Annotated in this window: 23 protein-coding genes; 12 read left to right on the top strand and 11 right to left on the bottom strand. The window is 40.3% G+C overall.

The features are described from left to right. Nucleotides 1-63 precede the first annotated feature (63 nt). Together Q1A31_RS13410 and Q1A31_RS13405 are read right to left on the bottom strand one after the other, a co-directional pair. Nucleotides 64-318 (bottom strand): hypothetical protein, encoded by a 255-nt coding sequence (locus Q1A31_RS13410; RefSeq protein ID WP_299877498.1) that lies wholly within the window; start codon nt 316-318, stop codon nt 64-66. A gap of 146 nt (nt 319-464) precedes the next feature. Next, nucleotides 465-797: a DUF1840 domain-containing protein gene (locus tag Q1A31_RS13405; protein ID WP_131903982.1), complete on the bottom strand. Its 333-nt coding sequence runs from the start codon at nt 795-797 to the stop codon at nt 465-467. Between the two features lie 358 nt (nt 798-1,155). Here Q1A31_RS13405 and Q1A31_RS13400 point away from each other — a divergent pair, with 358 nt between their 5' ends. Then, on the top strand, nt 1,156-2,043 hold the full coding sequence (locus Q1A31_RS13400) for a YihY/virulence factor BrkB family protein (RefSeq protein WP_299877492.1): 888 nt from the start codon (nt 1,156-1,158) through the stop codon (nt 2,041-2,043). A gap of 43 nt (nt 2,044-2,086) precedes the next feature. Here Q1A31_RS13400 and Q1A31_RS13395 read toward each other — a convergent pair whose 3' ends face one another. Beyond that, nucleotides 2,087-2,563, bottom strand: coding sequence for a cytochrome c (locus tag Q1A31_RS13395; protein ID WP_299877488.1), 477 nt, complete (start codon nt 2,561-2,563; stop codon nt 2,087-2,089). A 474-nt stretch (nt 2,564-3,037) separates the two neighbouring features. Here Q1A31_RS13395 and Q1A31_RS13390 point away from each other — a divergent pair, with 474 nt between their 5' ends. Continuing rightward, a complete protein-coding gene (locus Q1A31_RS13390) occupies nt 3,038-3,472 on the top strand; it encodes a hypothetical protein (protein ID WP_299877486.1) in 435 nt (144 codons plus the stop codon). A gap of 263 nt (nt 3,473-3,735) precedes the next feature. Here Q1A31_RS13390 and Q1A31_RS13385 read toward each other — a convergent pair whose 3' ends face one another. Further along, nucleotides 3,736-4,158, bottom strand: a complete 423-nt coding sequence (locus tag Q1A31_RS13385; RefSeq protein WP_299877483.1) for a PGPGW domain-containing protein — start codon at nt 4,156-4,158, stop codon at nt 3,736-3,738. A gap of 1,083 nt (nt 4,159-5,241) precedes the next feature. On the opposite strand from Q1A31_RS13385, the gene Q1A31_RS13380 reads away from it, so the two are divergent. From Q1A31_RS13380 to Q1A31_RS13365, 4 genes are all read left to right on the top strand, one after another. Further along, nucleotides 5,242-5,439: a DUF2892 domain-containing protein gene (locus Q1A31_RS13380; RefSeq protein ID WP_299877480.1), complete on the top strand. Its 198-nt coding sequence runs from the start codon at nt 5,242-5,244 to the stop codon at nt 5,437-5,439. 334 nt (nt 5,440-5,773) lie between these two features. Beyond that, nucleotides 5,774-6,064 (top strand): DUF6172 family protein, encoded by a 291-nt coding sequence (locus Q1A31_RS13375; RefSeq protein ID WP_299877478.1) that lies wholly within the window; start codon nt 5,774-5,776, stop codon nt 6,062-6,064. 250 nt (nt 6,065-6,314) lie between these two features. Beyond that, nucleotides 6,315-7,184, top strand: a complete 870-nt coding sequence (locus Q1A31_RS13370; protein ID WP_299877475.1) for a LysR family transcriptional regulator — start codon at nt 6,315-6,317, stop codon at nt 7,182-7,184. A gap of 484 nt (nt 7,185-7,668) precedes the next feature. Next, the gene (locus tag Q1A31_RS13365; protein ID WP_299877472.1) at nt 7,669-8,484 is read left to right on the top strand and encodes a M28 family peptidase; all 816 of its coding nucleotides are present in this window, start codon (nt 7,669-7,671) and stop codon (nt 8,482-8,484) included. 28 nt (nt 8,485-8,512) lie between these two features. On the opposite strand, the gene Q1A31_RS13360 is transcribed toward Q1A31_RS13365, so the two are convergent. Genes Q1A31_RS13360 through Q1A31_RS13345 form a run of 4 tightly spaced genes read right to left on the bottom strand, consistent with a single transcriptional unit; the run spans nt 8,513 to nt 15,245 of the window. Continuing rightward, entirely contained in the window at nt 8,513-10,486 is a 1,974-nt protein-coding gene (locus Q1A31_RS13360; protein ID WP_299877468.1) for a 3-hydroxyacyl-CoA dehydrogenase NAD-binding domain-containing protein, read from the bottom strand. Beyond that, complete coding sequence (locus Q1A31_RS13355; RefSeq protein ID WP_299877465.1) at nt 10,483-11,796, bottom strand: acetyl-CoA C-acetyltransferase; 1,314 nt, start codon at nt 11,794-11,796, stop codon at nt 10,483-10,485. Before Q1A31_RS13355 ends, Q1A31_RS13360 begins: the two co-directional genes overlap by 4 nt. Beyond that, a complete protein-coding gene (locus tag Q1A31_RS13350; protein ID WP_299877462.1) occupies nt 11,789-14,212 on the bottom strand; it encodes an acyl-CoA dehydrogenase in 2,424 nt (807 codons plus the stop codon). The genes Q1A31_RS13355 and Q1A31_RS13350 overlap by 8 nt, the downstream gene beginning before the upstream one ends. 10 nt (nt 14,213-14,222) lie before the next feature. Beyond that, nucleotides 14,223-15,245, bottom strand: coding sequence for a YiiX/YebB-like N1pC/P60 family cysteine hydrolase (locus Q1A31_RS13345; RefSeq protein WP_299877459.1), 1,023 nt, complete (start codon nt 15,243-15,245; stop codon nt 14,223-14,225). Between the two features lie 550 nt (nt 15,246-15,795). Between Q1A31_RS13345 and mqo the strand changes: the two genes are divergently transcribed. The 6 genes from mqo (at nt 15,796) to Q1A31_RS13315 (ending at nt 20,686) form a co-directional block, all read left to right on the top strand. Next, nucleotides 15,796-17,283, top strand: a complete 1,488-nt coding sequence (gene mqo / locus Q1A31_RS13340) for a malate dehydrogenase (quinone) (RefSeq protein WP_299877456.1) — start codon at nt 15,796-15,798, stop codon at nt 17,281-17,283. A gap of 285 nt (nt 17,284-17,568) precedes the next feature. After that, nucleotides 17,569-18,000 (top strand): 50S ribosomal protein L13, encoded by a 432-nt coding sequence (gene rplM, locus Q1A31_RS13335; RefSeq protein ID WP_299877452.1) that lies wholly within the window; start codon nt 17,569-17,571, stop codon nt 17,998-18,000. Nucleotides 18,001-18,005: 5 nt separating this feature from the next. Next, on the top strand, nt 18,006-18,398 hold the full coding sequence (rpsI, locus tag Q1A31_RS13330; RefSeq protein WP_131903970.1) for a 30S ribosomal protein S9: 393 nt from the start codon (nt 18,006-18,008) through the stop codon (nt 18,396-18,398). Nucleotides 18,399-18,576: 178 nt separating this feature from the next. Then, complete coding sequence (locus Q1A31_RS13325) at nt 18,577-19,341, top strand: HAD family hydrolase (protein WP_299877446.1); 765 nt, start codon at nt 18,577-18,579, stop codon at nt 19,339-19,341. Next, nucleotides 19,328-20,020, top strand: a complete 693-nt coding sequence (locus Q1A31_RS13320; protein ID WP_299877443.1) for a tRNA (guanosine(46)-N(7))-methyltransferase TrmB — start codon at nt 19,328-19,330, stop codon at nt 20,018-20,020. Before Q1A31_RS13325 ends, Q1A31_RS13320 begins: the two co-directional genes overlap by 14 nt. Nucleotides 20,021-20,122: 102 nt before the next feature. After that, nucleotides 20,123-20,686, top strand: a complete 564-nt coding sequence (locus tag Q1A31_RS13315) for a chalcone isomerase family protein (protein WP_299877440.1) — start codon at nt 20,123-20,125, stop codon at nt 20,684-20,686. Between the two features lie 63 nt (nt 20,687-20,749). Here the strand turns inward: Q1A31_RS13315 and dapE are convergent, their stop codons facing one another. The 3 genes from dapE to Q1A31_RS13300 all read right to left on the bottom strand — a co-directional run bounded on the left by dapE (nt 20,750) and on the right by Q1A31_RS13300 (nt 23,189). Further along, nucleotides 20,750-21,883, bottom strand: a complete 1,134-nt coding sequence (gene dapE / locus Q1A31_RS13310) for a succinyl-diaminopimelate desuccinylase (RefSeq protein WP_325809886.1) — start codon at nt 21,881-21,883, stop codon at nt 20,750-20,752. A 3-nt stretch (nt 21,884-21,886) separates the two neighbouring features. After that, nucleotides 21,887-22,228, bottom strand: coding sequence for an ArsC family reductase (locus Q1A31_RS13305; RefSeq protein ID WP_299877437.1), 342 nt, complete (start codon nt 22,226-22,228; stop codon nt 21,887-21,889). 193 nt (nt 22,229-22,421) lie between these two features. Continuing rightward, nucleotides 22,422-23,189 carry an ABC transporter substrate-binding protein gene (locus tag Q1A31_RS13300; protein WP_299877435.1) on the bottom strand — a complete coding sequence of 256 codons (768 nt, stop codon included), beginning with the start codon at nt 23,187-23,189 and terminating at the stop codon, nt 22,422-22,424. Nucleotides 23,190-23,558: the final 369 nt, after the last annotated feature.

Raw genomic sequence — 23,558 nt, 5'->3', positions numbered from 1 at the left:
ATTCAGATTGCTGTATTAAACCGCTATTTAGCGGCTTGGCTAAGTCTTAGAGCGAATGAAGCCCTAGTGTAGGCTTCCCAACTTTTCTTTACCACGGCGCGCAGTAATTGACTCCCCATAAACACTTATATGCACGGCTTTTATTAATTCCTGAATATCTTCGTCAGTCACAAGCTCTAACTCAACTCCTGCCTGCATAAAACCTTCGCAGCGATGCTTATCTGCATCAGCAATCTTACCGCCAGCTCTCGCCACAGTCATAGACTCACGAAGCTGTGCTTCAAGGTTTTTAAGGAATTTTTCTTTTATATTTGTCACTTAGTTGTCTCTTAATTTATTACTTAGTTATCTCGTATTTAATTTCGATTGAACGTATAAAAAGCTCGTCGAAAAGCGTGTGGAGCAGTGTATAGCAAGACGCTGTGTTAAGAAACCAAGATAAGAAACGCAATCCGATATCTTGGCTACTCATACTCCCACATAACGCTCTTCTGTTGTTTAATCGATAATCGTAATAACTCCATCAATGGAAATGCGCGGGCTTTAGCGCTGACAATCTGTCTTTCTATGGCTTTGCGTTCATCATCAAAAACCTCGTCGCCAAACTCCATTGGTTTTTCTGTTTTCGCTTCGGCTTCTATAGAGGCTTCAAGATGATCAAGCGCCGCCTGAAGATCTTCAGGATTAATTGCACCGGGAATATTCCCAGTCATATCCATTGCGCGAAGCATTTTTTTCGCCTGATCTTCAAACATGGAAAGCGTTTGACCCGATGTACTACTGAATTTTACTAACATAATAGTTACCTCTAATTAGCACGAAAGATTTATATTAACATCATAGCGAAAGCTACGAACTCGCGAAAGCTACGAACTCGCGAAAGCTACAAACAGCCGATTGCAAAAACGAAACAGTAGCAACGTCTAATATATTCTCATCGGTTCATTCCAATCAAAAATCTGTTTAATGAATTAATACGATGCTATGTGCCATTTTTTAAAATTTTTTTTAAAGTCGCTAACAGCGTAAACCTTTAAAACCAGTTATTTTTACAAACAGAAAGACTGCTTGAGTCATGTCATTAGTTTTATCAGCTTATCCTTTATACTCTGCTGACTGTCATACAGGAAGAATTATGCCACTGGATCCGCTCAAATGTTTTTAAAACCCTATTTCCAATTCATTAAAAACGCCCTAATCAGGTTCAGGGCAAATCAGGGTATTCTGTTATCCGGTGCAATCGCCTATTACACATTGCTATCTATAATTCCGCTGTTCACCTTAATTTTAACGGGACTTTCACATTTTTTTGCAGAAGAACAACTACTCGCTATTGTTCAGAATAACCTCAGCCTGTTGATTGGCGATCAATCCCAAGTGCTGACACAGCAAATAGCGACCTTTATAGATCATCGAGAAACCGTCAGCTGGTTAGTCTTGTTAGTGCTAGTCTTTTTCAGTTCTATGGCGTTTACAGTGCTGGAAAATGCGATGTCAGTGATCTTCTTTCATCGTGTCGTCATCCATCGTCGGCATTTCCTGATATCTGCGATCATTCCCTACATTTACATTGCACTTTTAGGGTTCAGCATACTTATTATCACGCTAATCAGTGGTGCCATGAATATGCTCGATCAAAACCAGATCACGGTATTCATCTGGACCTGGCAAATGAATAATGTGACCGGTGTATTTTTATACGGACTCGGCATGATCGGTTTAACACTTTTACTAACCTCGTTTTACATGGTAATGCCAGTAGGCAAAATTTCATTTAGTCATGCATTTATAGGAAGTATTGCAGTAGTGATACTGTGGGAAGCAACCCGACATATTCTCGTCTGGTATTTTTCAACTTTATCGATGGTCAACCTCATATACGGCTCATTAGCCACCACCATCGTTGCACTGTTATTTCTGGAAATGGCAGCAATCATACTTTTGTTTGGCGCACAGTTAATTGCAGAATATGAACGTCGTGATGACAGTGATTATAATAGCAATGAGGATGTAGGAACCGATAAAGATGGTTTTAATACCTAATCATAATCATCAAACACAAGCATTAATCACTAATACTAATAAATCACTTAGCTTGAATCGATTCCAAATACCCTATTAGTGAAGTAATACGACCCAAAATCATCGCCTGAGTATCCTGTTCGTGAAGGGGAAACGCAATGCTTTCATCGGTTTCAATTGCCTTAGATGTATAACGGTCACCCCAAACCGCCATATCCGTTTCGCCATGTGAATTGATAATGTCATGGCCGACGATAACCTTGTAGACGAAGTCTTCAGGAAACTTGCCACTGTACTTTTTCGAGATCATTGTTAAATCGTATGGCTTGTTTGTAAGTGCTTCTGCGACAGGACCACTGCCCTTGCCATCTCTTCCATGGCAGGCTGCACAGTTATTTAGATATTCCATTTCGCCTAGCTTAAGCTGAGCTTTTTTATCCAGCGCGTTAACGCTAGCAACACTGAGCAGAATGGCACACCCGGCGATGATTGCAGCACTAAAGTTGATTTTACTCTTATGTATTGCTTGTGAATTTCGCACGGTTTATCTCCAGCTTTTTTCTAATAGATAGATGATTTTGTATCCCCATGTTTACCCTAGCATAGACAGGAAAAGTACTTGGTGACATAAATCATGGGTGTTTAAAATCGTCTCGAAAGATCAAGAATTGATCCGAGAGGTGATTGTGGCATGAGCGCTGGTAATCGGGGGTTGTTGTCCAAAGAAGCTCTCTCAAAAACAATAGATAAAAGTACACCCCCCTACTTATAGGCACTTTTTCAAAAAACAGCCTGAAAGTAGGGGGGTGACTTAAAATCATTCAAAGATCATCTAACTCAATTTTTTTATTCCTAATCATATTAATAACCAGCCATTTATTTGGCTTTTCGTTTTAGATTCTGTCTGCTGCTGTTGAAAATAAAATTTACCATTCTTAATGCAGATCAATAATTTGCTTTGTAATTAATCATATAGTGATTGTGTTTTTAGTTACTAATGCCTGAGAGGATAATTATGATTACCTATGATGAGTTGAATGAGCAAAACCATAAGATTACTGAGCTTTCGAATGTGTTGGCTATTCTGCTTAAAGATCGTTTGATTTGTGATTCGGAGACTTGCTGTAAGTTGTTTTTCAATTATATTGATAGGGTTAACGAGCATATGCATGATGTTGAGGCGAATCTTTATACGGATTTACTAAGGCATTCTTCTTCTGAGATTAATAATACCGCTAAGAATTTTATGTCTGGGTCTCAGGAGATTAAGCGGATTATGAATAGTTATGTGAAGAAGTGGTGTAATAAAAGCAGTCAGGCACTTTCTATCGGTAAGAATCATGAGAAGTTTATGAGGGAAACCGATGAGATGTTTGAGATGGTGCTTTCCCGAATCCAAAGTGAAATTGAGCATTTGTACCCTACGATTCGAGCAGTAAACAGTGCTTGATTGATTGGCTCTTGCTAAGCTCTCTTTATCCTCGCTTCTTTTTCAACTTTCTCTCCACTCCTGCCAGGGCTTAGTTTCGCTTATTGGTGTGACTATGGAGTTATTAGGTTTCTACCTTTTGATTCGCGGATTATGTTTAGTGTTTTAAAAGCCATAGCAAATTAAGAATCTCTAAAATATTTAATTTTAATTAAATTGTTAGATAAAATTTGTGCTTAAAAGTAGGGGGGTGACATTAGATTAAAGCCATTCCTGCTCTTTTTCTAAATTGGTTCTTGCAGTGGTTCTTTATTGGTTTTTTTACGTATCCAGTTCATCGTTTTGAAAACGGGAGGCTGTTGTGCGATTTTGCGTAGTAGTCTAAATTTCCCCGGAAAATCAGCGAATACTACGCCGACCAAAATGGTTAAAATTCCCTGTCCTGGTAACACCAGCATAAATATGCCTGCAATAATTAAGAACCCTCCGAGTATGTTTTTGGAAAATCGTAAGGAATAATAAATTAATGGATGAGTGTCACGGGTTTTCGATATATGACGTGTTTCATCGGTAAAATAATCACTGGGTAAGCGTGTTATTAACCACGGAATAAAAATTAAGGATAGTAAGAACAGCACTAGAGAGGCAATAGCAAGGGCTATCAACCATTCAGGATTAAAGGGTAATTTATCGAATAAGTTCTGCATTATATTGGATCTATTTTATGGCTGTTTTCGCACTGAGTCACCAACTAATAAAGGAGCCATCAGCAAATAAAGGAGCCATCAGCAAATAAAGGAGCCATCAAAGAAAAAAGTAGTTAGACTTATATTAGGCATATAAAAAGGGGCAGGGTCGTTAACATTCTGAATTATAAGATGCCCATTATCAGATCGATAATAAATCAAAGAGTTCAGACTCTCTGGGCTATAACTAATAAATTCATTACCGCAAACAAAAAAGTACATCGGGAATAATCCAGAGCCGTATTTTTTTGCTTTTGAATGACCTTGCATATTCATAAATTATCCTGTTTTAAATATTTGTTGTATTGATGGGTAATTGATATCTATTTCAATCTGCTCTGCACTAAATCACCTTAATCTAAACTTAACAATGACTTAGCGAAATCGAGGCTTAAATCTGGATTTTTTCTGATTTATTCACAAGCAAAAAAGCAAGCATTAAAATGTCATAAAAATGTAACATCCGCTCGTTTTTTGTTTTTATTGATTAATTAAGCTCTGTAAGTCATTGATAAACATATGTTAATACCAAGTGGTTAAAAATTGACCAATCTGTAAAGCGCCTGCTTCTAGCGAGGCTTCAAGACTTAATGCACAGTGATATGCACAGACTTATCCACAGATATTGTGGACAAGTTGACGAAAAAAAATAATCAAGTTTTTTATCTTATGAATGAAAAAAGTTTTCTGAATACTTAAGATCTATTTTAGGTTATTTAAGTTTTAAAATGGTGCATTCAACTGAATCGTATATTTTCAATAGGTGAAAGAGTGTGAAAGGGCGAGAAAAAACTGGAAAAGTACGGCGATTGTTTGTTCTTTGCATTTCGGCCTAAACCAATTCACCAATAATTCATTTCAATACATTAGAATATTCTAATAGACATTGTTATCTGATGGGTATAAATTTTAGCAGTGACCAGTAAACAAGTGTTTGCTGGTATAAGGCGAGTTCCCCGAAAAACGAACCTTGGATTCTTGTTAATTCTCATCTTTACGGATGAGTGTTTAACCTACAATTTAACTTACAAGGAGTTAATTGAAATGAATGTTAATGTCGGAAAATACGAACGTATTATTAGAATTGTCGCAGGTTTGGTTATTATTGCCTGGGGTGTGTATGCGAAAAACTGGTGGGGTGCTGTTGGTGCTGTACCGTTGTTAACAGGTTTGATCGGTTGGTGCCCTCCATATGCGATGTTTGGTATTAATACCTGTTCTGTGAAGAAGAATAAATCTTAAGCAAATTACTGTGATTACGTTTGGTCGCTGATGCAGTCGTTATGATTTGTAGAAACCACTAAATAACGTATTCATACCTTTAAGTCACCCCCCTACTTTTGAGCACTTTTTTAAAGTAGGGGGGTGATACTATTAATCTGTTTCGATATTTCCAGACCCTTCTTAAATTCATCTAATCCCGCCTTAATTCATCCGAACGCTAGATCTTGTAGTATCATTCTTTCAAATGTACACTGCGCGCCGTTAGACGCTATTCTGCGTTCTGTATTTACTCTTAAATTATTTATTAGCTGTAGTTGATGGCTAATGAAAGACTCATCCCACTAGGATTCCAATGAAAAAGACTTTTAAGCTAGAACACCCAAAAATCAAAACACCTCGTATCGTCGATTCGATTAAACACGAGATCAAAAAATTCCTGAAAAAAGAACGTAGCAAAAACCTACCGGCAGACGCCAAGTATTGGAGCTTCGATTGCAAAGTTGGCCAAACTGAAGAAACTGCCAATAAAGTACCGCTGTTATCACTTACAGAAAGCATCGATGATTTAGTCTTGAATAATGCGAAAAGCATCTATGTGGAATTGACTGCAAAAGGTGTTGCTACTATTGATGAGAATGATTGATCTTATTTAGCTGTCTCGTTTTATTCATTGTTATTTAGTTTTAACTCAGGTCAATAAAAACGGTAAATTAAAAGCGACCAATACAGTAATAATTACTAAATAAGGCGCGAACTCTTTGATTGTTTTCGTGATTGTCTTCAATGTGTAATTTATATGAATGCAGTTAATCAAACGTGTATAAATTGTTAGTAGAACTCAAATCAAAAGATAGTTATTCATATATAGATTAATCTATACTTAATCTATGGAGATGAGACATTTACAAGCGTTAATAACCGTAGCGGAAGCCGATTCGTTTGCGGACGCGGCGGAGTTATTGTTTATTACACCCGCAGCGGTTAGTCAGCAAATCCGACAATTGGAGGAGGAGTTAAATCTACAATTGTTTGATCGTTCACTGCGACCACCCCGAATAAATACAATGGGTGAGTCATTGTTAGAGCGCGCGCGTAAGCTGGTAGAGGAGTTTGATGATTTCAAATCTACCGCGGCTGAGGGTACGATTCGTGGTCGATTATCGATAGGTTCAATCAATGGTATCACCCCGTCATTATTACCCGAAACATTACGTTCGTTGGTAAGGCGTTATCCCGAGGTAAGGGTGCGCATCGAAGAAGGTCAGTCGCAAGTTTTGATGCGGCGGGTAATGCGCAAAGAATTGGATGCTGCAATTGTCAGTGACGCGACAGAGTTACCTGAATCTATGGAGCGAATTCCGATTTTCAGCGAGCCGCTAGTGGTGATTTCAGATTTAACGAAAAACCCAAAGTCGTGGCGGGAAGCCCTCGAAGCCGATCATTTCATTCGACTCAATCGAAACGCTGGTCTAGGTATTCAAATTGATAAAGCGTTAAAGCAGTTTCATCTAAACGTAGACGAAGCGATGGAACTAGATTCAACCGATTCCATCGTGCAAATGACTCTGGCAGGACTTGGTAGTGGTATTGTTCCTATGGGCAGGGTGTCGCTAGAAGTCGCGAGAAATCTCAGAATATTCCCTTTTGGCGAACCGCAAGTGCATCGCCATGTTGTGCTGGTGCAAAGAAAAGGCACATCATCGTCTGAGCTTTCACAGCTGTTGTATCAGGAATTGCAATCGCAGTTGGCTGAACGGAGTTAGTTTAGTTTGAGATTGATAGGAAAAAAGCCCCTGAAAGTAGGGGGATGACATTGTCTTTGATTAATCTTTAATCAACTCTCTCTTTTCGATTTTTTTAATCGCCCTAAACATACCGTTAGTATTTATCTAACCAATATAAATGAACCCCTGTGAGACATTGATCTTCCTGTCTCATCTCATTATTGATTAACTCATGCAAAATATTTTTGCCAAAAGCCAAACTAGTAACCTCGCTAAAAGGTTAGCTAGTAAACTGACGGATTGGCTGATTGCTTTATTTGTGGCAAGTGTATTGATCTGGTTTACGGTGACGCAACCGATTTTTTCTTTTGTCAAAGAAGATACAGCCCCAGAAGTTGATGTGAAAAGGCTTGAGAGGCATGTTCGTATGTTGACGAATGAATATGCCCCTCGCACACTTGATAGTGCGCAGTTGAAAAAAACCGCTAAATATATCTCAAATGAATTTATTGGTCTTGGTAGGGTGAGGTATCAGTACATTAATACCTTGGCGGGAAATTATCAAAATGTGATACTCAATTTAGGCGCAGATTCAAAAGAAGTTTTTGTGATAGGCGCGCATTATGATGCGGAGAACAGTTCGCATGATACCGAAGGCAACGCATCGGGTGTGTCGGCCTTAATCGAGCTAGCGAGACAGTTATCGAAGAATGCAGAGAAGTTGCCGCTACGAGTAGTTTTGGTGGCCTATCCGTTATCCAGTAATCAATCGAGCCGCATCGAAACTACAGGAAGTTATATTCATGCGGAGTCTTTGAAAGATTCAGGAAAAGAAGTGCGTCTGATGGTGTCGCTGGACAGCGTCGGTATCTATAACTCGGATAAGCAAAGCCAGAAACATCCGTATAATTTTATGAAACTGTTTTATCCAGAGCAGGGGAATTACATCAATCTCACCGGACGTTTGACGGATTTTTCCGAAGTCAGGCAATTGAAGCGCAGTTTTAAACGGGTATCGAAATTACCGCTTTATTCGCAGAGTATTCCGCAAAATCTATTAGGGTCGAAATCGGTCGACCACCAAAACTATTGGAAAATGGGCTATCCCGCAGTGTTGATGAGCGATACGGCTGAACTTAGAACTAAGAATGAGCCAAAAGGAGGAAAGGGCCGAAGTGCGTCCAAATCCAAACTCAAGCATGTCCCTGAAAACGATATCGATTACGAAAAAGTCGCAATGTTGGTACAGGGTTTGTATCAGGTGGTGATGGATTCTGGAGAGCCAGCGAATAAGCCTTTGATTGCCGAGCAACGCAAGGGCTTATCCGCTGAATTGTAGTTTAAAGATCTCTTCTAAAAATGAGTTCTTATCCAGCGTTTTTAATCACATTCATTGGCCCACCTCTAAACGGGGCAAAGCCTGTACCAAAAATCACGCCAGCATCGAGTAAATCAGCGTCTTCTACCAGTCCTTCATTGAGACATTTCTGTGACTCGTTTAAAAACTTATCGATGAGACGCTTTTCTAATTGATCAAGGTCACCCCCCCACTTTGGGGCGTTTTTTTCCTTAATTTTCTTATCTGCTTTCCAATTATAGAAACCTTGTCCTGATTTTTTACCTAATCGACCGGATTCTACTTCACTATCCAGAGTGGTTGGCAAGGTCACGCCGACTTTATCCGCAAGAATTTTCCCCACGTGCAAACAGATATCCAGACCGACAGTATCAGCCAGCTCTAACGGTCCCATTGGCATGCCGTAATCGACAGCGACTTTATCTACAACTGTAGCCGGAACACCTTCCTGATGAATCGTTACGCCTTCAAGAATATAAGGCATCAAAATACGATTGATCAAAAAGCCCGGTGAGCTTTTAACAGGTAACGGCAGTTTGCCAATATGCGCGCCAAACGATTGAGCCAATTCTATGATTTTAGGATCGGTTTTGTCAGGGGTATAGATGATCTCCAGCAACGGCATTTTAAACACGGGATTAAAGAAGTGCAGGCCAACTAAACGCTTTGGGTTTTTCATTACTCCGGCAATTTCATTTAGCGTAATACTGGAGGTATTGGTCGCGATGATTGCATCGGGTTTGGCTTTGGCTTCGACGTCTTTGAATATCGTTTGCTTGGCTTCCAGGTTTTCAAAAATGGCTTCGATAATGACATCTGCTTTGCTAATTCCGTGGCCATGTATATCAGGGATGAGATTATCTTGTGCGCTCATAATACGAAATTTGTCTTTGCGATAACGGCGTTTGAAGCCTTTGACAGCACGACCCACGACACGACCTAATGCATCTTGGCTAAGGTCTTGAATGGTGACTTTGAAACCTTGCATTGCACACCATGCTGCAATGTCTCCACCCATCACGCCACCACCTATCACATGTACATGCTTCGGTGAAAACAGTGATTTATCACCCAAGGCTTTTAAACGATTTTGTAAGAAGAACACGCGTACCAGATTCTGTGCAGTTTCAGTCATCGCTAACTGCGCAACAGACTCTGCTTCAGCAGCATACATATCATTGCTTTTGCTGCCGTGCATTTCCCAAATATTGATTAAGGCGTAAGGGGCAGGGTAGTGCTCTTGCTTGGCTTTTGAGGCTACCTGTTTGCGCATTTGCATCGTGACTAGTTTTCTCATCGGACCAGCTTCTAGCAACATTGCTGATTTGGGCGCTTGTTGTTTCGGTGGTTTGCGTAAAGCCGTTTGAATCGCAGAGGCTTTCAGCTGGCGTAATGGCACGCATAAATCCGTGAGTCCCATTTTCTTAGCCTGACGAGGTAATACATTTCTACCCGTTAGCATCAATGGCATAGCGGCTAATACACCCATACGGCGAATCGAACGAACCGTGCCACCAAAGCCAGGGTGAATGCCTAGTTTGACTTCGGGTAGTGAGAGTTTGGTCGATGGCGAATCGTCAGTGACAATATAGTCACAAGACAATGCAATTTCTAAACCGCCACCCATGCAAAAACCTTGAACCATCGCCACAGTGGGAATCGGCAAGTCTTCAATTTTTTGACAGGCAGCCTGACCTGCGTGGATAAACACCAAGGCTTGTGTCGTGTCGGTGACTTCGGTGAATTTTTTCACATCGGCACCCGCGATAAAGCCGCTGGGTTTGCCCGAATGAATAATTAAGCCTTTTATGCCGGACATGGCTTTGACTTCATCACAGGCTTTTGATAGTTCTGCAACAACATCAGGGTTAATCACATTTGCTGCTTCGTCTTTAACATCGAGTGTTAACCATGCGAGTTCATTTTCAACAGAGAGTGAAAGGTTTTTGTAAGTGTTTTTGTTATTTTCTATACTGTTGCTCATACCGCCTCCACCAACATTGATCCACCTTGACCACCACCAATACAAAGTGATGCGATGCCTTTCTTGGCATTTTCCCGTTTAAGCACATGCGCCAAATGAAGCACAATGCGAGCACCACTCGAACCTACCGGATGGCCGAGTGCAATTGCACCCCCATCAACATTGAGTTTATCCATCGGGATTTTTCCTGCTTCCTTGAGTAAGCCTAATTCATTCTTACAGTATTCTGTGTCGTTCAGTGCCAGCACGCAGGCTTGTACTTGCGCAGCGAAGGCTTCGTTGATTTCCCAGTAATCTATATTTTCCATAATTAGATGATGGAATTTCAGTGTTTCTACAATTGCGTGCGCTGGGCCTAAACCCATTTGTGCCGGGTCTAATCCTGCCCATTGAGCAGGACTTAATTTGGCGATAGGTGAAAGCTTGTATTTTTTGACTGCATCTTCGCTGGCAACGATTAAACTGGTTGCACCGTCTGTGATTTGTGAGCTATTTGCTGGTGTCACTTTTCCATAAGGTTTATCAAAGAAAGGTTTGAGTTTGGCAATTTTTTCTACCGAACTATCAGGTCGAACGCCATCATCTGCATCAAACATCTTTCCTGAATCATCATAAATCGCTTCGATTTCTTCAAGCGAACCTGCTTCCATCGCGGCGACTAAGCGCAAGTGACTTTGTACCGCGTATTCGTCCATTTGCTCACGGCTAATATTGAATTTATACGCCAGATTTTCGGCAGTTTGACCCATATTCAAACCCACTACAGGATCAGTTAAACCACGCAGAAGCGCAATTATGGGCGCGAAGTAACGGCCTTTTAATTTACCCAGTGCTTTGATCTTTGCGCCTGCAGATTTTGCTTTATTCCAGTTGGCTAACCAGTGCACCATGTCTTGTCGCAGTAATAATGGCGCTCTACTCATTGCATCCACACCGCCAGCCATAATCATATCGGCATAACCGTGTGAGATATTTCTCACTGCATTATCGATGGCTTGCATGCCTGAGGCGCAGTTGCGTTGGACAGTGAAGGCCGTGAGTTTATCTCCACCACCCATGCGTAATGCGATTACACGTGCGATATTTGCCTCGTCCTCACTCGGCATCATACAACCATAAATAACCTCATCCAGATCAGATGCTTCAAATGGCTGTCTTAGCATTAACGGTTTAGTTGCGCCAAGTGCAAGTTGCGTCGCACTAAATAAGCCAGGTGCACCGGGTGCTTTTAGAAATGGCGTGCGCGCTCCATCGACAAGATAAACAGGTCTTGCTTGCGAGCTGGTTTTTGATTTAGAGTTTTTAGGCACGGTTTAATTCCTTGCTGGTAAAGTGATCAACGCGAATAGCTTCTCTAGTCGCTAACCATAATTCATGTAATTGTTCGCCTTCTGCCTCGGTCAATAGCTTCTTCTCTACTGCTTCTTGCATGCGTTCTTCGTGTGTTCTGCTGCTCAATTTATCTTCTTTCATGAGTTTTTTGAACTTGGTCTCTAAGGTTTCCGCTTTAATCGCCAGATTAAATGCGTGTTCGATTCTGCCAGCGGGATCATTTGGGTCATCCGTTAAATAGCAACCTTCGGTTAAACGATCTCTGGTAGCAGACGGACTTAAAGCCAGTTGCGCTACTTCGTGAATCAACTTATCCGAAGGTGGCGAGTAGGGCTTGCCGAATGGGAACATTAATGCGCGCAAGGTTTTGGCAATGGGTGAAATAGGTAAGTTGTAGAAAACCGCTAACATTGCTTGTTGTGCATCGTGCATGGTTGACTGACAAGCGTAGTGGAGAAGCGGTAAATCAGCTTCTGGCTCACCTTGGTCTTCGAAGTGCTTCAGTGCGGCTGAACATAGGTACATATTGGCTAAGATATCTGCAAATCGACCTGAGAGTCTCTCTTTACGTTTTAGACTTCCTCCCAGTGTTAACAGAGCATAGTCAGACAATAATGCGAAACCTGCACTTAAGCGTGTGAGGCGACGATAATATTGACGTGTTAATGGTGTGCCAGGTACTTCAAATACGGCATTAGTCAAACCGAACCAGACACTGCGAGATAGATTGCTTACAACAAATCCGATGTGTGAGAATAACTTATCATCGAGTGTTTTAAGATCATCTTCTTGCGTTGCTTTCATAATATCTAATAGATAAGGATGACAACGTATTGCTCCTTGCCCAAACACGATTAGCGTGCGCGTAAGGATATTTGCGCCTTCAACCGTAATAGCTATAGGAATTGCTTGATAGCCACGACCTATAAGATTCGATGGGCCAAGGCATATGCCTGATCCACCTTGAATATCCATCGCGTTGTTAATGACAACACGCATACGCTCTGTAAGTTGATATTTGAGTAGGGCAGTTACTACTGCGGGTCTCTGACCTTGGTCTAATGCGGTGGTTGTTAGTTTTCTCGCGCCATCCATGATGTAGGTATTACCCAGTATTTCTGCGAGTGGTTCTTCCACGCCTTCGAAAACACCGATTGGGAGACCAAATTGTCTGCGGACTCTAGCGTACGCACCTGTGTACCTAGTGACCAACTTGGCAGCACCGGTAGATTGAGCCGGCAATGAAATACCGCGTCCTTCACCAAGACATTCAACCAGCATGCGCCAGCCTTTACCGACATTATCAACACCACCGATGAGCCAATCCATAGGAATGAAAACGTCTTTACCCCAATTAGGGCCATTCATAAATGGACTGTTAAGAGGGAAGTGGCGTTTGCCAATATCAATGCCTGGTGTATTGGTAGGAATCAGGGCAACGGTAATGCCGATGTGATCGCCTTCTCTTTCAATATCTGCACTTAATAGATTGTCAGGATCGTAAAGCTGGAAGGCTAAACCTAATAGCGTGGCAACAGGGGAGAGGGTGATGTAGCGTTTTTCCCAATTGAGACGAATGCCAAGAACATCTTCTTCACCATTGAATTCTTGCTTACAGACAATGCCGATATCTGGAATAGATCCTGCATCACTGCCTGCTTCTGGACCTGTTAATGCAAAGCAGGGGATATCTTTACCCACTGCGAGACGAGGAAGATAAAAATCTTTTTGATCTTTATTGCCATATTTCATCAATAACTCACCAGGACCGAGTGAGTTCGGTACCATAATGGTTACAGCAGCAGTAATGCTTCGGCCTGAAACTTTCATCACAACTTGTGAGTGAGCGTGGGCTGAAAAGCCTAAACCGCCGTATTCTTTGGGGATGATCATGCCAAAAAAGCGTTGTTCTTTTATATAATCCCAAACTGAGGTGGGTAAATCATGTAGCTCGTGAGTGATTTTCCAGTCATCTAACATTCCGCACAATGTTTCTACTGGGCCGTCGATGAATTCCTGTTCTTCTTTACTGAGTGAGCTTGAAGATAGATCGCGTAATCGTGTCCAATCAGGTTTTCCAGAGAATAGCTCGGCATCCCACCAGACATTTCCGCCATCCAGTGCTTCTTGTTCTGTTTTCGATATGGTTGGAAGATTGGCTTTAAGTAATTTCATCGCCGGTTTACTGATGAGTGACTGACGTAAGCTTGGGATATTAATCAGAGTGATAATCAGCAGGACCGGGACCCAAATTATCCAGAGCCAACTAAATAAAGCGCCAGCGAACGCACTGATGACAAGCCATGCACCGATTGCCCAACTTGCATGGTTCAAGGATGAGCGTAGATAGCCAATGACCCCGATTATAATTATGAGTGCTAACAACCAAAGCATGGTTTTTCTCCTAGGTAGGTAATTTGTTTATAGTTTCTGATTTTGTTCTTTTTTTAATTAAAGATTTTAGAAAGCCGGTAGATGAATTTTTACTATCTGTGTTGTTTTCTTTCATTGTAACTGTTGCAGTATTTGTGACACCAACTAAATCATTTTTCTGATCAGTAGCATCGTTGATTTTATCATCACTGCCAGTATTACGGTCATCATTACAAATAACGTGTGGTTTTAATGCTGTTCCTAATTGTTCTTCGTGCCACGGTAAATTCCGGTAACTTTGACTTATGGATATTGGCCAGGCTGGAAATTTTAGTACGTCAAAATAAGGTGAGTAATCAAAATCTGATGGCACAAATAAACGGAAATTGCGTTTATGGAATTTAAGGCGGTCTTTATGATCACCCTCTATCGTGGGTAGTATTGGATAATTAACGCTGTGGAAGCATCGCGCAATCATGCTGGAACAAACAATATTGGTTGGTTTTCCTGCATTATGCTGAAAAAGGGAAGAGCGCCATTGTCTGGGTAATATGGCATAGGGGAACATGAATCGCGCTAAATCGAGTAATTGACGTACATCGTATTCAATACCTAAATGTTCCGCAGCGAATCCCACAACTTCATTCTGGTCTTCAGGACTTAATCCTTCTGGTCGGCAAACCCTTAAGTTATCGTTTTTATAATCAGAGAGTTTATTAATAACTGTCCCAAAGCCTAAGAGGGATTCAGCAATTAAGTGCTCGTCTGGGTCGCCATCGTAATGTTGTTTTATAATTGATAGTGTTTCGGGGTTATCAATTTCGTTGAGCTTGCCGATATAAAGTGCGGCGTGCGTCCATGGGGAAAGGGTAATAATTTTTATAACTTCGCTAACACGTGCTTTACCTTCAAATAAAATAACGTCTGCGGGACGTAAATTACAAAGCATATCTTCATAATTATTGATTGCTTGCATGTTCTGATTACTTTTTGGGATATCGTTAAGCCAGTCAACGATATTTTTCCAAAGCGAATTACGTAAATTATTAAACACGAATCTATTCCTTATATTTCATGTTATGTCTTTAATTATACTGTCTTTTTAGTTTAGCTTATAAGAGAGGACATAACCGTTTTAGATTATTAATAGAAACGAGAAAAAAAGTATTTTAGACCCAAATAATAATATTTTTATTTTTTTAAAAAAATTTGACATTAGTATATAAGAGTATTATTATATTCCCATATTCAGTTAAACAACTGATCCCCTCCATCCTCCTTTGGTGGTATTTGGCAGCTCATTTTAGGGCTGCTTTTTTTTTGCTGAAATATGTGTGAATCACCATATTTTATCCACTTCGAACATATATATACCCATGGTTTTACTATGTTAACTCGTTTTATTCGAATAAAATTTGTTGCTATTGAAAAAGTGATAATTATTATTAGGTAAGCATGGGTTCTTCTATGATGCTGATAAATATAGTTTTTAATGGTTGTGCTCTTCTTTTTTAATCCGATTATTCAAGGAATAAATGGAAAAGAGTCAATCTTGTCTTTACTATTACGTCAACTATTAAATAAACCAGTGTATAAAAATAATTATGATTAAAAAAGTTGATATTCTACTTGTAGGAGCAGGAGCAATGAGTGCCACACTTGGCTCTATGCTAAAGCAGTTGGATCCTGATTTATCCGTTGTTATTGTTGAGCGTCTTGATAAACCATTGCAGGAAAGTAGTGATGGTTGGAATAACGCAGGTACAGGTCATGCGGCTTATTGTGAGCTTAATTATACCCCTCAACAGCCAGACGGCAGTGTGAATGTTGAAAGAGCTTACGGTATTAATGCAAGATATGAGGTAAGTCTTCAATATTGGTCTTATTTAGTAAAATTGGGAGCATTGCCTGAGCCTACTAAATTTATTAATCCCGTACCGCACGTTAGTTTTGTGTGGGGAGATGATAATGTAGAGTTTTTGCGTAAACGTCATGCAGCACTTATTGGACATCCAATGTTTGCAGCAATGGAGTTCTCAGAAGATCCTGAAGAAATCAAAGAGTGGATGCCTTTAGTTATGGAAGGCAGAGATACTTCGCAGAAAGTTGCGGCGACACGAGTTCCATATGGCACCGATGTTAATTTTGCTGCGGTTAGTATGGGAATGATCGAGCATATGAAAACGCAAGATCATTTTGACTTGTTGCTAAGCACTTCAGTGAAAGATTTGAAGCAAGATGCCGATAAGCGTTGGACCGTTTCATTAAAAGATGAAGTGACTTCTGAGCATTACGATATTAAAGCAGGTTTTGTTTTTATTGGTGCTGGTGGAGCTTCTCTACCTTTGTTACAGAAATCAGGCATTCCAGAAGGAAATGGTTATGGTGGTTTCCCGGTCAGTGGGCAATTCCTGGTGTGTAAGAATCCAGAAATTGTTAAGCGCCACATGGCAAAAGTGTATGGTAAAGCTTCCGTAGGCGCACCACCGATGTCGGTGCCGCATTTAGATGCCAGAATCATCGGTGATGAAAAGGCATTGTTATTCGGACCATTTGCGGGCTCTACGACAAAGTTTTTAAAGAAAGGCTCAGTACTGGATTTATTTAAATCTATTCGATTGGATAATATTTGGCCAATGATGAGAGTCGGGATGAAAAGCTTTGATTTGATCAAGTATCTGATCAAGGAGACTTTCCAGTCATCAGGTGCGCGCATGAAAGCCTTACGCGAATATTATCCAGAAGCTAAAGAAGAAGACTGGACCTTATTAACAGCAGGGCAGCGTGTTCAAATTATTAAGAAGTGTGAAGAGAATGGCGGTAAGATCGAATTTGGTACTGAAGTCGTTCATTCTTCTGATGGTACCCTGGCGGCGCTTTTAGGTGCATCTCCGGGCGCTTCATTACTTGTCCCTATTATTTTAGAGACGATTGAAGAATGTTTTGCCGATAGACTCGCTACAGAAGAATGGCAAAGCAGAGTTAAAGAGATTATTCCTTCTTATGGTATATCGATTGTATCTCATGAAAATTTATTTATGAGTATTCGCGAAGATACATTGTCTACTCTGAAACTTGATATAGCGAAATAATCCGCAACAAATAAACGATATTATTTAGGTTTTAAATCTATATTTAATGCAGATGTTCTTTTTATTAGTAAAAAAAAGGATTTAATTGAAAGTACTGCTTGAATACTGGGTGGGATTCTCCTAAAATGTCGCGTTCTTTGAATCTGCATGCTTATGAGAATCTTTTGTATATTTTATACATCAGGATACAGAGTAATCAGTTCATTCATAATTTATTAGTTGATGATCGTGTCGAGCGGTCATTGGCTATTTGCAAGAATAGACCTTCATTTCTGGAGAATTGAAATGGGAATTACAGTTAGTACTAAACCTGCTGAAGTAAAACGTGACTGGTTTGTCATCGATGCTGATGGTAAAACACTTGGACGTTTATCAAGTGAGGTAGCTTTACGTTTGCGCGGCAAGCACAAGCCTACTTACACACCTCATGTTGATACAGGTGACTATATTGTTATCGTTAACGCTGAAAAAATTCACGTGACTGGTAATAAGCTAAAGAACAAGATGTATTACAGACATACAGGTTATGTTGGTAATCTGAAAGAAGCATCTTTAGGTAAGATGTTAGATGACAAGCCTGAGCGTGTTATCGAGCTTGCAGTTAAAGGAATGCTTCCAAAAGGTCCTTTAGGTCGTGAGATGTACAGAAAATTAAAAGTTTACGCAGGTCCTGAGCACAATCATCACGCTCAGCAACCACTAGCATTAGAGATTTAAAAAACATGGCAACTACACAATACTACGGAACCGGACGTCGCAAATCTTCTTCAGCGCGTGTTTTCATGAGCAAAGGAACGGGTAACATCGTAATCAACAAGCTTCCGCTTGAAGAGTACTTTGGACGTGAAACAGCTCACATGATTCTTAAGCAACCATTGGTTACTACAGAGAACAGTGAAAGTTTTGACCTTATGGTTACAGTAAAAGGTGGTGGCGACAGTGGTCAAGCTGGCGCGATTCGTTTAGGTATTGCACGTGCATTACTAAAGTACGATGAAAGCCTACGCGGAACATTAAAGAAAGCGGGTTACTTAACTCGTGATGCAAGAAAAGTTGAGCGTAAGAAGGTTGGTCTTCGTAAAGCACGTAGAGCGACTCAGTTCTCTAAACGTTAATTTACAACGTTTACTGTTTCTTACAGAAACACACCAAAAAAGCCATCGTATCTACGATGGCTTTTTTGTTTGTAGCTAATAACAATTAGATATAAATCGCTTACCCATAAGCTATATGGCTTATAGATGCATGCTCCAGTAAAGTTTCCTTCATAATAAGTACTGAGACAGTGTATATATGAGTAAGTTAGAAGCGTTAATCTTTGATGTTGATGGAACATTGGCTGATACCGAGCGAGATGGTCATCGAATTGCCTTCAATCAAGCATTTACCGAAGCAGGGCTGGATTGGGATTGGACGCCAGAGCTTTATGGTGAACTATTACAAGTGACGGGTGGGAAAGAACGTATTCGGTTTTACGTCGAAAAATACTTGAATGATTTCAAGCTTGAAGAAGATATCATCACTTTTGCTGCAAATTTACATAAGCGTAAAACGCATTTTTATCTAGAGTTACTTAAATCTGGCGCTATTCCTTTGCGATCAGGTGTGGAAAGATTGATTCTGTCAGCAAGAGAAGCAGGATTGCGTTTGGCAATTGCTACGACCACCACACCTGAAAATGTGACCTATCTACTTTCGTCAACCTTAGGTAAAGAATCCATCGATTGGTTTGAAGTAATCGCAGCAGGGGATATCGTCCCTGCTAAAAAACCAGCGCCTGATATTTATAACTGGGCGTTGCAACAGATGAATATTAAAGCAGAAGCTTGTCTGGCATTTGAAGATTCAATTAATGGGATCAAGTCCTCATTATCGGCAAATATTAAAACCATTATTACCATTAACGATTACACCAAAGACGATGATTTCACTGGGGCCAGTCTGGTATTGGATCAATATGGTGAGCCTAATTCGCCTTTTACAGTGATAGAGGGTGACGCAATGGGCTATGATTACGTTGATATAGAATTACTCAAACAGATACATGGAAAACCATAAAAATAACTCCCGCGCGATCACTGATGCACAGCAAGGTATTCACGAAAACCTTGAAAAAATAGTGCGTAAGCATTTTGGGAATAGCTATAGAAAACCCATTGCGGAACACACTTTAGTTGCTTTTAGCAAAATTGAGCAGCAAGTAGAAAATGCATTAGCTAAAGGCACCCCCCTACTTATAGACTCTTTTTGTGGGACTGCAGTAAGTACCCGAATAATCGCTAAACAGAATCCAGATGCATTAGTCATTGGGATAGATCGTTCGGAGGTTAGGTTATCGAAACAATATGACGACTACGTTCCTGAGAATGCGATTTTAGTTCAGGCAGATTGTGCTGATTTCTGGATGTTGGCGCAAAGAGCGGGGTGGAAAACAGTAAAGCACACCATTTTATATCCTAACCCATATCCTAAATCCAAACATTTGAAACGTCGCTGGCACGCGCATCCTGCCTATCCGTCTTTATTGTCGTTAGGAGGAGAGGTCGAACTGCGGACCAATTGGAAAGTTTATGCAGACGAGTTTTGTCAGGCCCTTGCATATAGCGGGTTAGAGGGCGTGAAAAGTTCTGGCGTTGAGGTGATTGATGTCGGCGAGTCTTTTAAACCTTTGACTTTATTTGAGAAAAAATACAAGGAGGCTGGTCAGGTGCTATATCGCTGTAAATATGTCCTATAATCATATTCGAGTTTTATGAACAAAGCTAAGCGAGTTTATTACTCACTAAATAAGCTGGTTAAAAGCTTACAAAAATAATCATATATTACACTGGAGACTTACATGCGACTATTGTCACTTTCATTCCTTTCTTTTATCTTATTGATACTACCTTATTCAGTTACTTCTGCAGCTGATATGCCAAAGACGTTGTCAGCGGGCGGACAACAACTCGTTTTGAATGGCGTTGGAACCCGAACCAAATTTGTAATTTCTGTTTACCGTGCAGGACTTTATCTACAGAAAAAAAGTGGCGATGCCAAACAAATCGTTGCGGCAAACGCGCCGATGGCAATTCGCATGAAAGTACTTTCTGGATTTGCTAGTGCAGATAAAATGAAAAAAGCACTAATTACTGGCTTCAATAATTCTACAGGTGGAAATACTGCACCGATTCAGCCACAAATAGATCAGCTTTTGAAGGCTGCTTTTACAGAAAAAGTGAATAAAGGTGATGTATTCGACTTGGTTTATACGCCGGGCGGTGGAACACAAGTGTTAAAGAATAAAAAACAAACTACTGTTGTTCGTGGATTACCGATTAAACAGGCTTTATTTGGAATCTGGTTGTCTGGTAAGCCAGCGCAAACTAGCCTTAAAGAAGAAATGCTGGGTAAAGATTTCTAAAAAACGCCTCTAAACTAGGGGGGTGACCTATTCACCTCCCTAGCATTAATATTTTAAGTATTTTTAAGCGAGTAACTTCTTTAGCATCGCGTAATAGATATTCTCTAACTGCTCTAATTCATCTTCTCCGACACATTCGTTAATTTGGTGAATCGTTGCGTTGGTAGGCCCAAGTTCCAACACCTGAGCACCTGTAGGCGCGATAAAGCGTCCATCCGATGTTCCACCGCTGGTTGACAGTTCGGTATCAATTCCACGCACTTCTTTAATTGCAGAGACTGCGGCATCAACCAAATTTCCTTCCGCCGTTAAAAATGGCATGCCGGATAAAACCCATTTGATTTCATAATTGAGCTTATGCTTATCGAGAAGGGCTTCAACGCGTTGTTGTAATTCTTCTGGTGTAATTTCCGTAGAAAAGCGGAAATTGAAAATCATTTTCAAGGTTCCAGGAATAACATTTGTCACGCCAGTACCCGAATTTAAATTCGATACCTGAAAGGTTGTAGGCGGGAAGAAATCATTACCTTTGTCCCACTCCATGGCAGTCAATTCTTCTAACATTGGAGCCGTTAAGTGAATGGGGTTTTCTGCTAAGTGCGGATACGCCACATGACCTTGCTTGCCGTTAATTTGTAACCAGCAGCCGAGAGATCCGCGGCGACCATTTTTGATGACATCACCCACTTCGTTAGTAGATGATGGCTCGCCGACTAAACACCAGTCAATTTTTTCGTTGCGTTCTTCCAGTGTTTTTATGACTTTGACCGTACCGTCCGTGGCAGGTCCTTCTTCATCACTGGTTATCAAATAGGCAATTGAGCCTTTATGATTGGGGTAGTCTGCGACAAAGCGTTGGCAGGCGACAGTGAATGCGGCGATGCTACCTTTCATATCTGCGGTGCCACGCCCGAACAACTTCCCATCACGTATCTCAGCAGAAAAAGGATCACTATCCCAGCTTTCTAATGGGCCCGTTGGTACAACGTCAGTATGACCTGCAAAGCAAAAAACAGGTGCTTCTGTGCCTTTGCGTAGCCAGATATTTTCGACTTCGCCAAAGTTGAGTTTCTCGGCAACAAAGCCAATGGGCTCAAGTTGCTCGATGAGTAAATCCTGGCAGCCTTCATCTTTCGGTGTTACAGACTTGCGGGAGATCAGTTCTTTTGTGAGATTTAAGGTATTAGACATGTGAATATTTTACAGCAAAGTGGCATAGGTTTTTTCAGAAAAACCAACCATTACCTGATCAGGAAGTTCTAAAACAGGTCGCTTAATAATCGTTGGTTGATCTTCTGCAACGACTAAAGCCAGAGTTTCATTCATGTTTTCTTTGGTTTCGTCTGGGAGATTGCGCCAGGTTGTGCTGCGCTTATTGATGATTTTTTCCCAGCCTAATTCTTTCATCCATGCGCGTAATTGCACTGGGTTTAAACCATCTTCGCGAAAATCTTTAAACTCATAGGGGATGTTATTTTTTTCCAGATAACTGCGCGCTTTTTTGATTGTGTCGCAATTTTTGATGCCGTACATAATGATCATTGTTGATGTGCTTCGTATTCAGTCAAAAGGCGTACTATAAACGGAATAAGTGCCTAAATACACGGTAAAATCTAGTATCGCCTATCGGCGAGCTAGTTCTAAGCTTTAGCATACATGAGTTGTCCATTTCAAAAAACGAAATAGCAAGCTCAAGGCTAGTAGGGGGGGGGCATTACAAATATCCTTCGTAAAGCTAGTTGTCCCACTTGTTTATAACTGTTTTATATTTACCGCTAGCAAGTGCGCGAATATTTGCTTGCTGTAATTTAAGTAGCATTTCTTGGGAAATGGATTTTTTACTAAAAGCAAAAAAAGTTGGTAGGCTTGATACATGAAATGGGTGTATCTCCAATTCTTTAGAGTATTTTGGATGAATTTTAAGTTCATATCTCGCATTTTCTTTCATTCTTAATACAGCAGATAGTCGTCCTAAGTAGACCATTTCTGTTAGATTGACTGAAGGGTGCGGATATAAATTGTTTTTAAAATCTTTATCAGAATTTAATTTTTGAGTGAACCTTTTATCAAATATATTACCTTTTTCATAACCAATTTTGTTAGGTAGATTTTTTAAATCATCGAGTGAATTAATGAGGAAATTACTATCTTTTCGTACAAGTAAAACTTTTGTCTCATTTGAATTTGGATTTATATAATGGAAAAATTTGGCTCGCTCAGCATTAAACCCAACATTCATCATAGCATCGATGGTTCCTTTTTTTAGTTCCAGTATTGCTCTGTTCCAGGTCATCTTATGATATTCAGCTTTGCAGCCAGCTTCATCTAAGAGTGCTTCCATCAACTCAACAGCCCTTCCAGTCCATTTATTGTTCTCTATCATGTATTGAGGAGGAGTCTCGTAAACTCTGACTTTAATAATACAGTTTGCAAACGAGATTGAAGGTAGCAATAACGCTAATATGAATAATACTTTTGAATAAAAAATGTTGTTTTTCGCCAAGACTATAGTCCTACTTAATATTTAGATATTGTTACTAGGAGTGAAGACAAGCACGTATATTAGCATATGATCAGAACGGTTTGTTTTACAGATTAGAGCTATTATGAAGATGATTTTATGAGTGATTTAAGTGGCTCGTAAGCTAAACTTAAATCGCATATACAAGCAGTGATGACATAAGAAGCTATCAAGCATGTTATTTAATTCTACGATGGCTCTAAAAATTACAATTAAATAAGCAATTAATTGCTCTAATTTTCGGTGAGGTAGATAAAAAGTGCAGGGGGGGGGGCAATGCCGTTGAATTAAGACTATAAGCCATTGATAGACATAGTATACTACCTTTCTTATTACACATTTAGACGAGGA

Origin of the sequence: uncultured Cocleimonas sp. (assembly GCF_947495625.1) — a bacterium.
Lineage (GTDB): Bacteria > Pseudomonadota > Gammaproteobacteria > Thiotrichales > Thiotrichaceae > Cocleimonas.
This window is presented reverse-complemented; position numbering and strand designations above follow the sequence as displayed.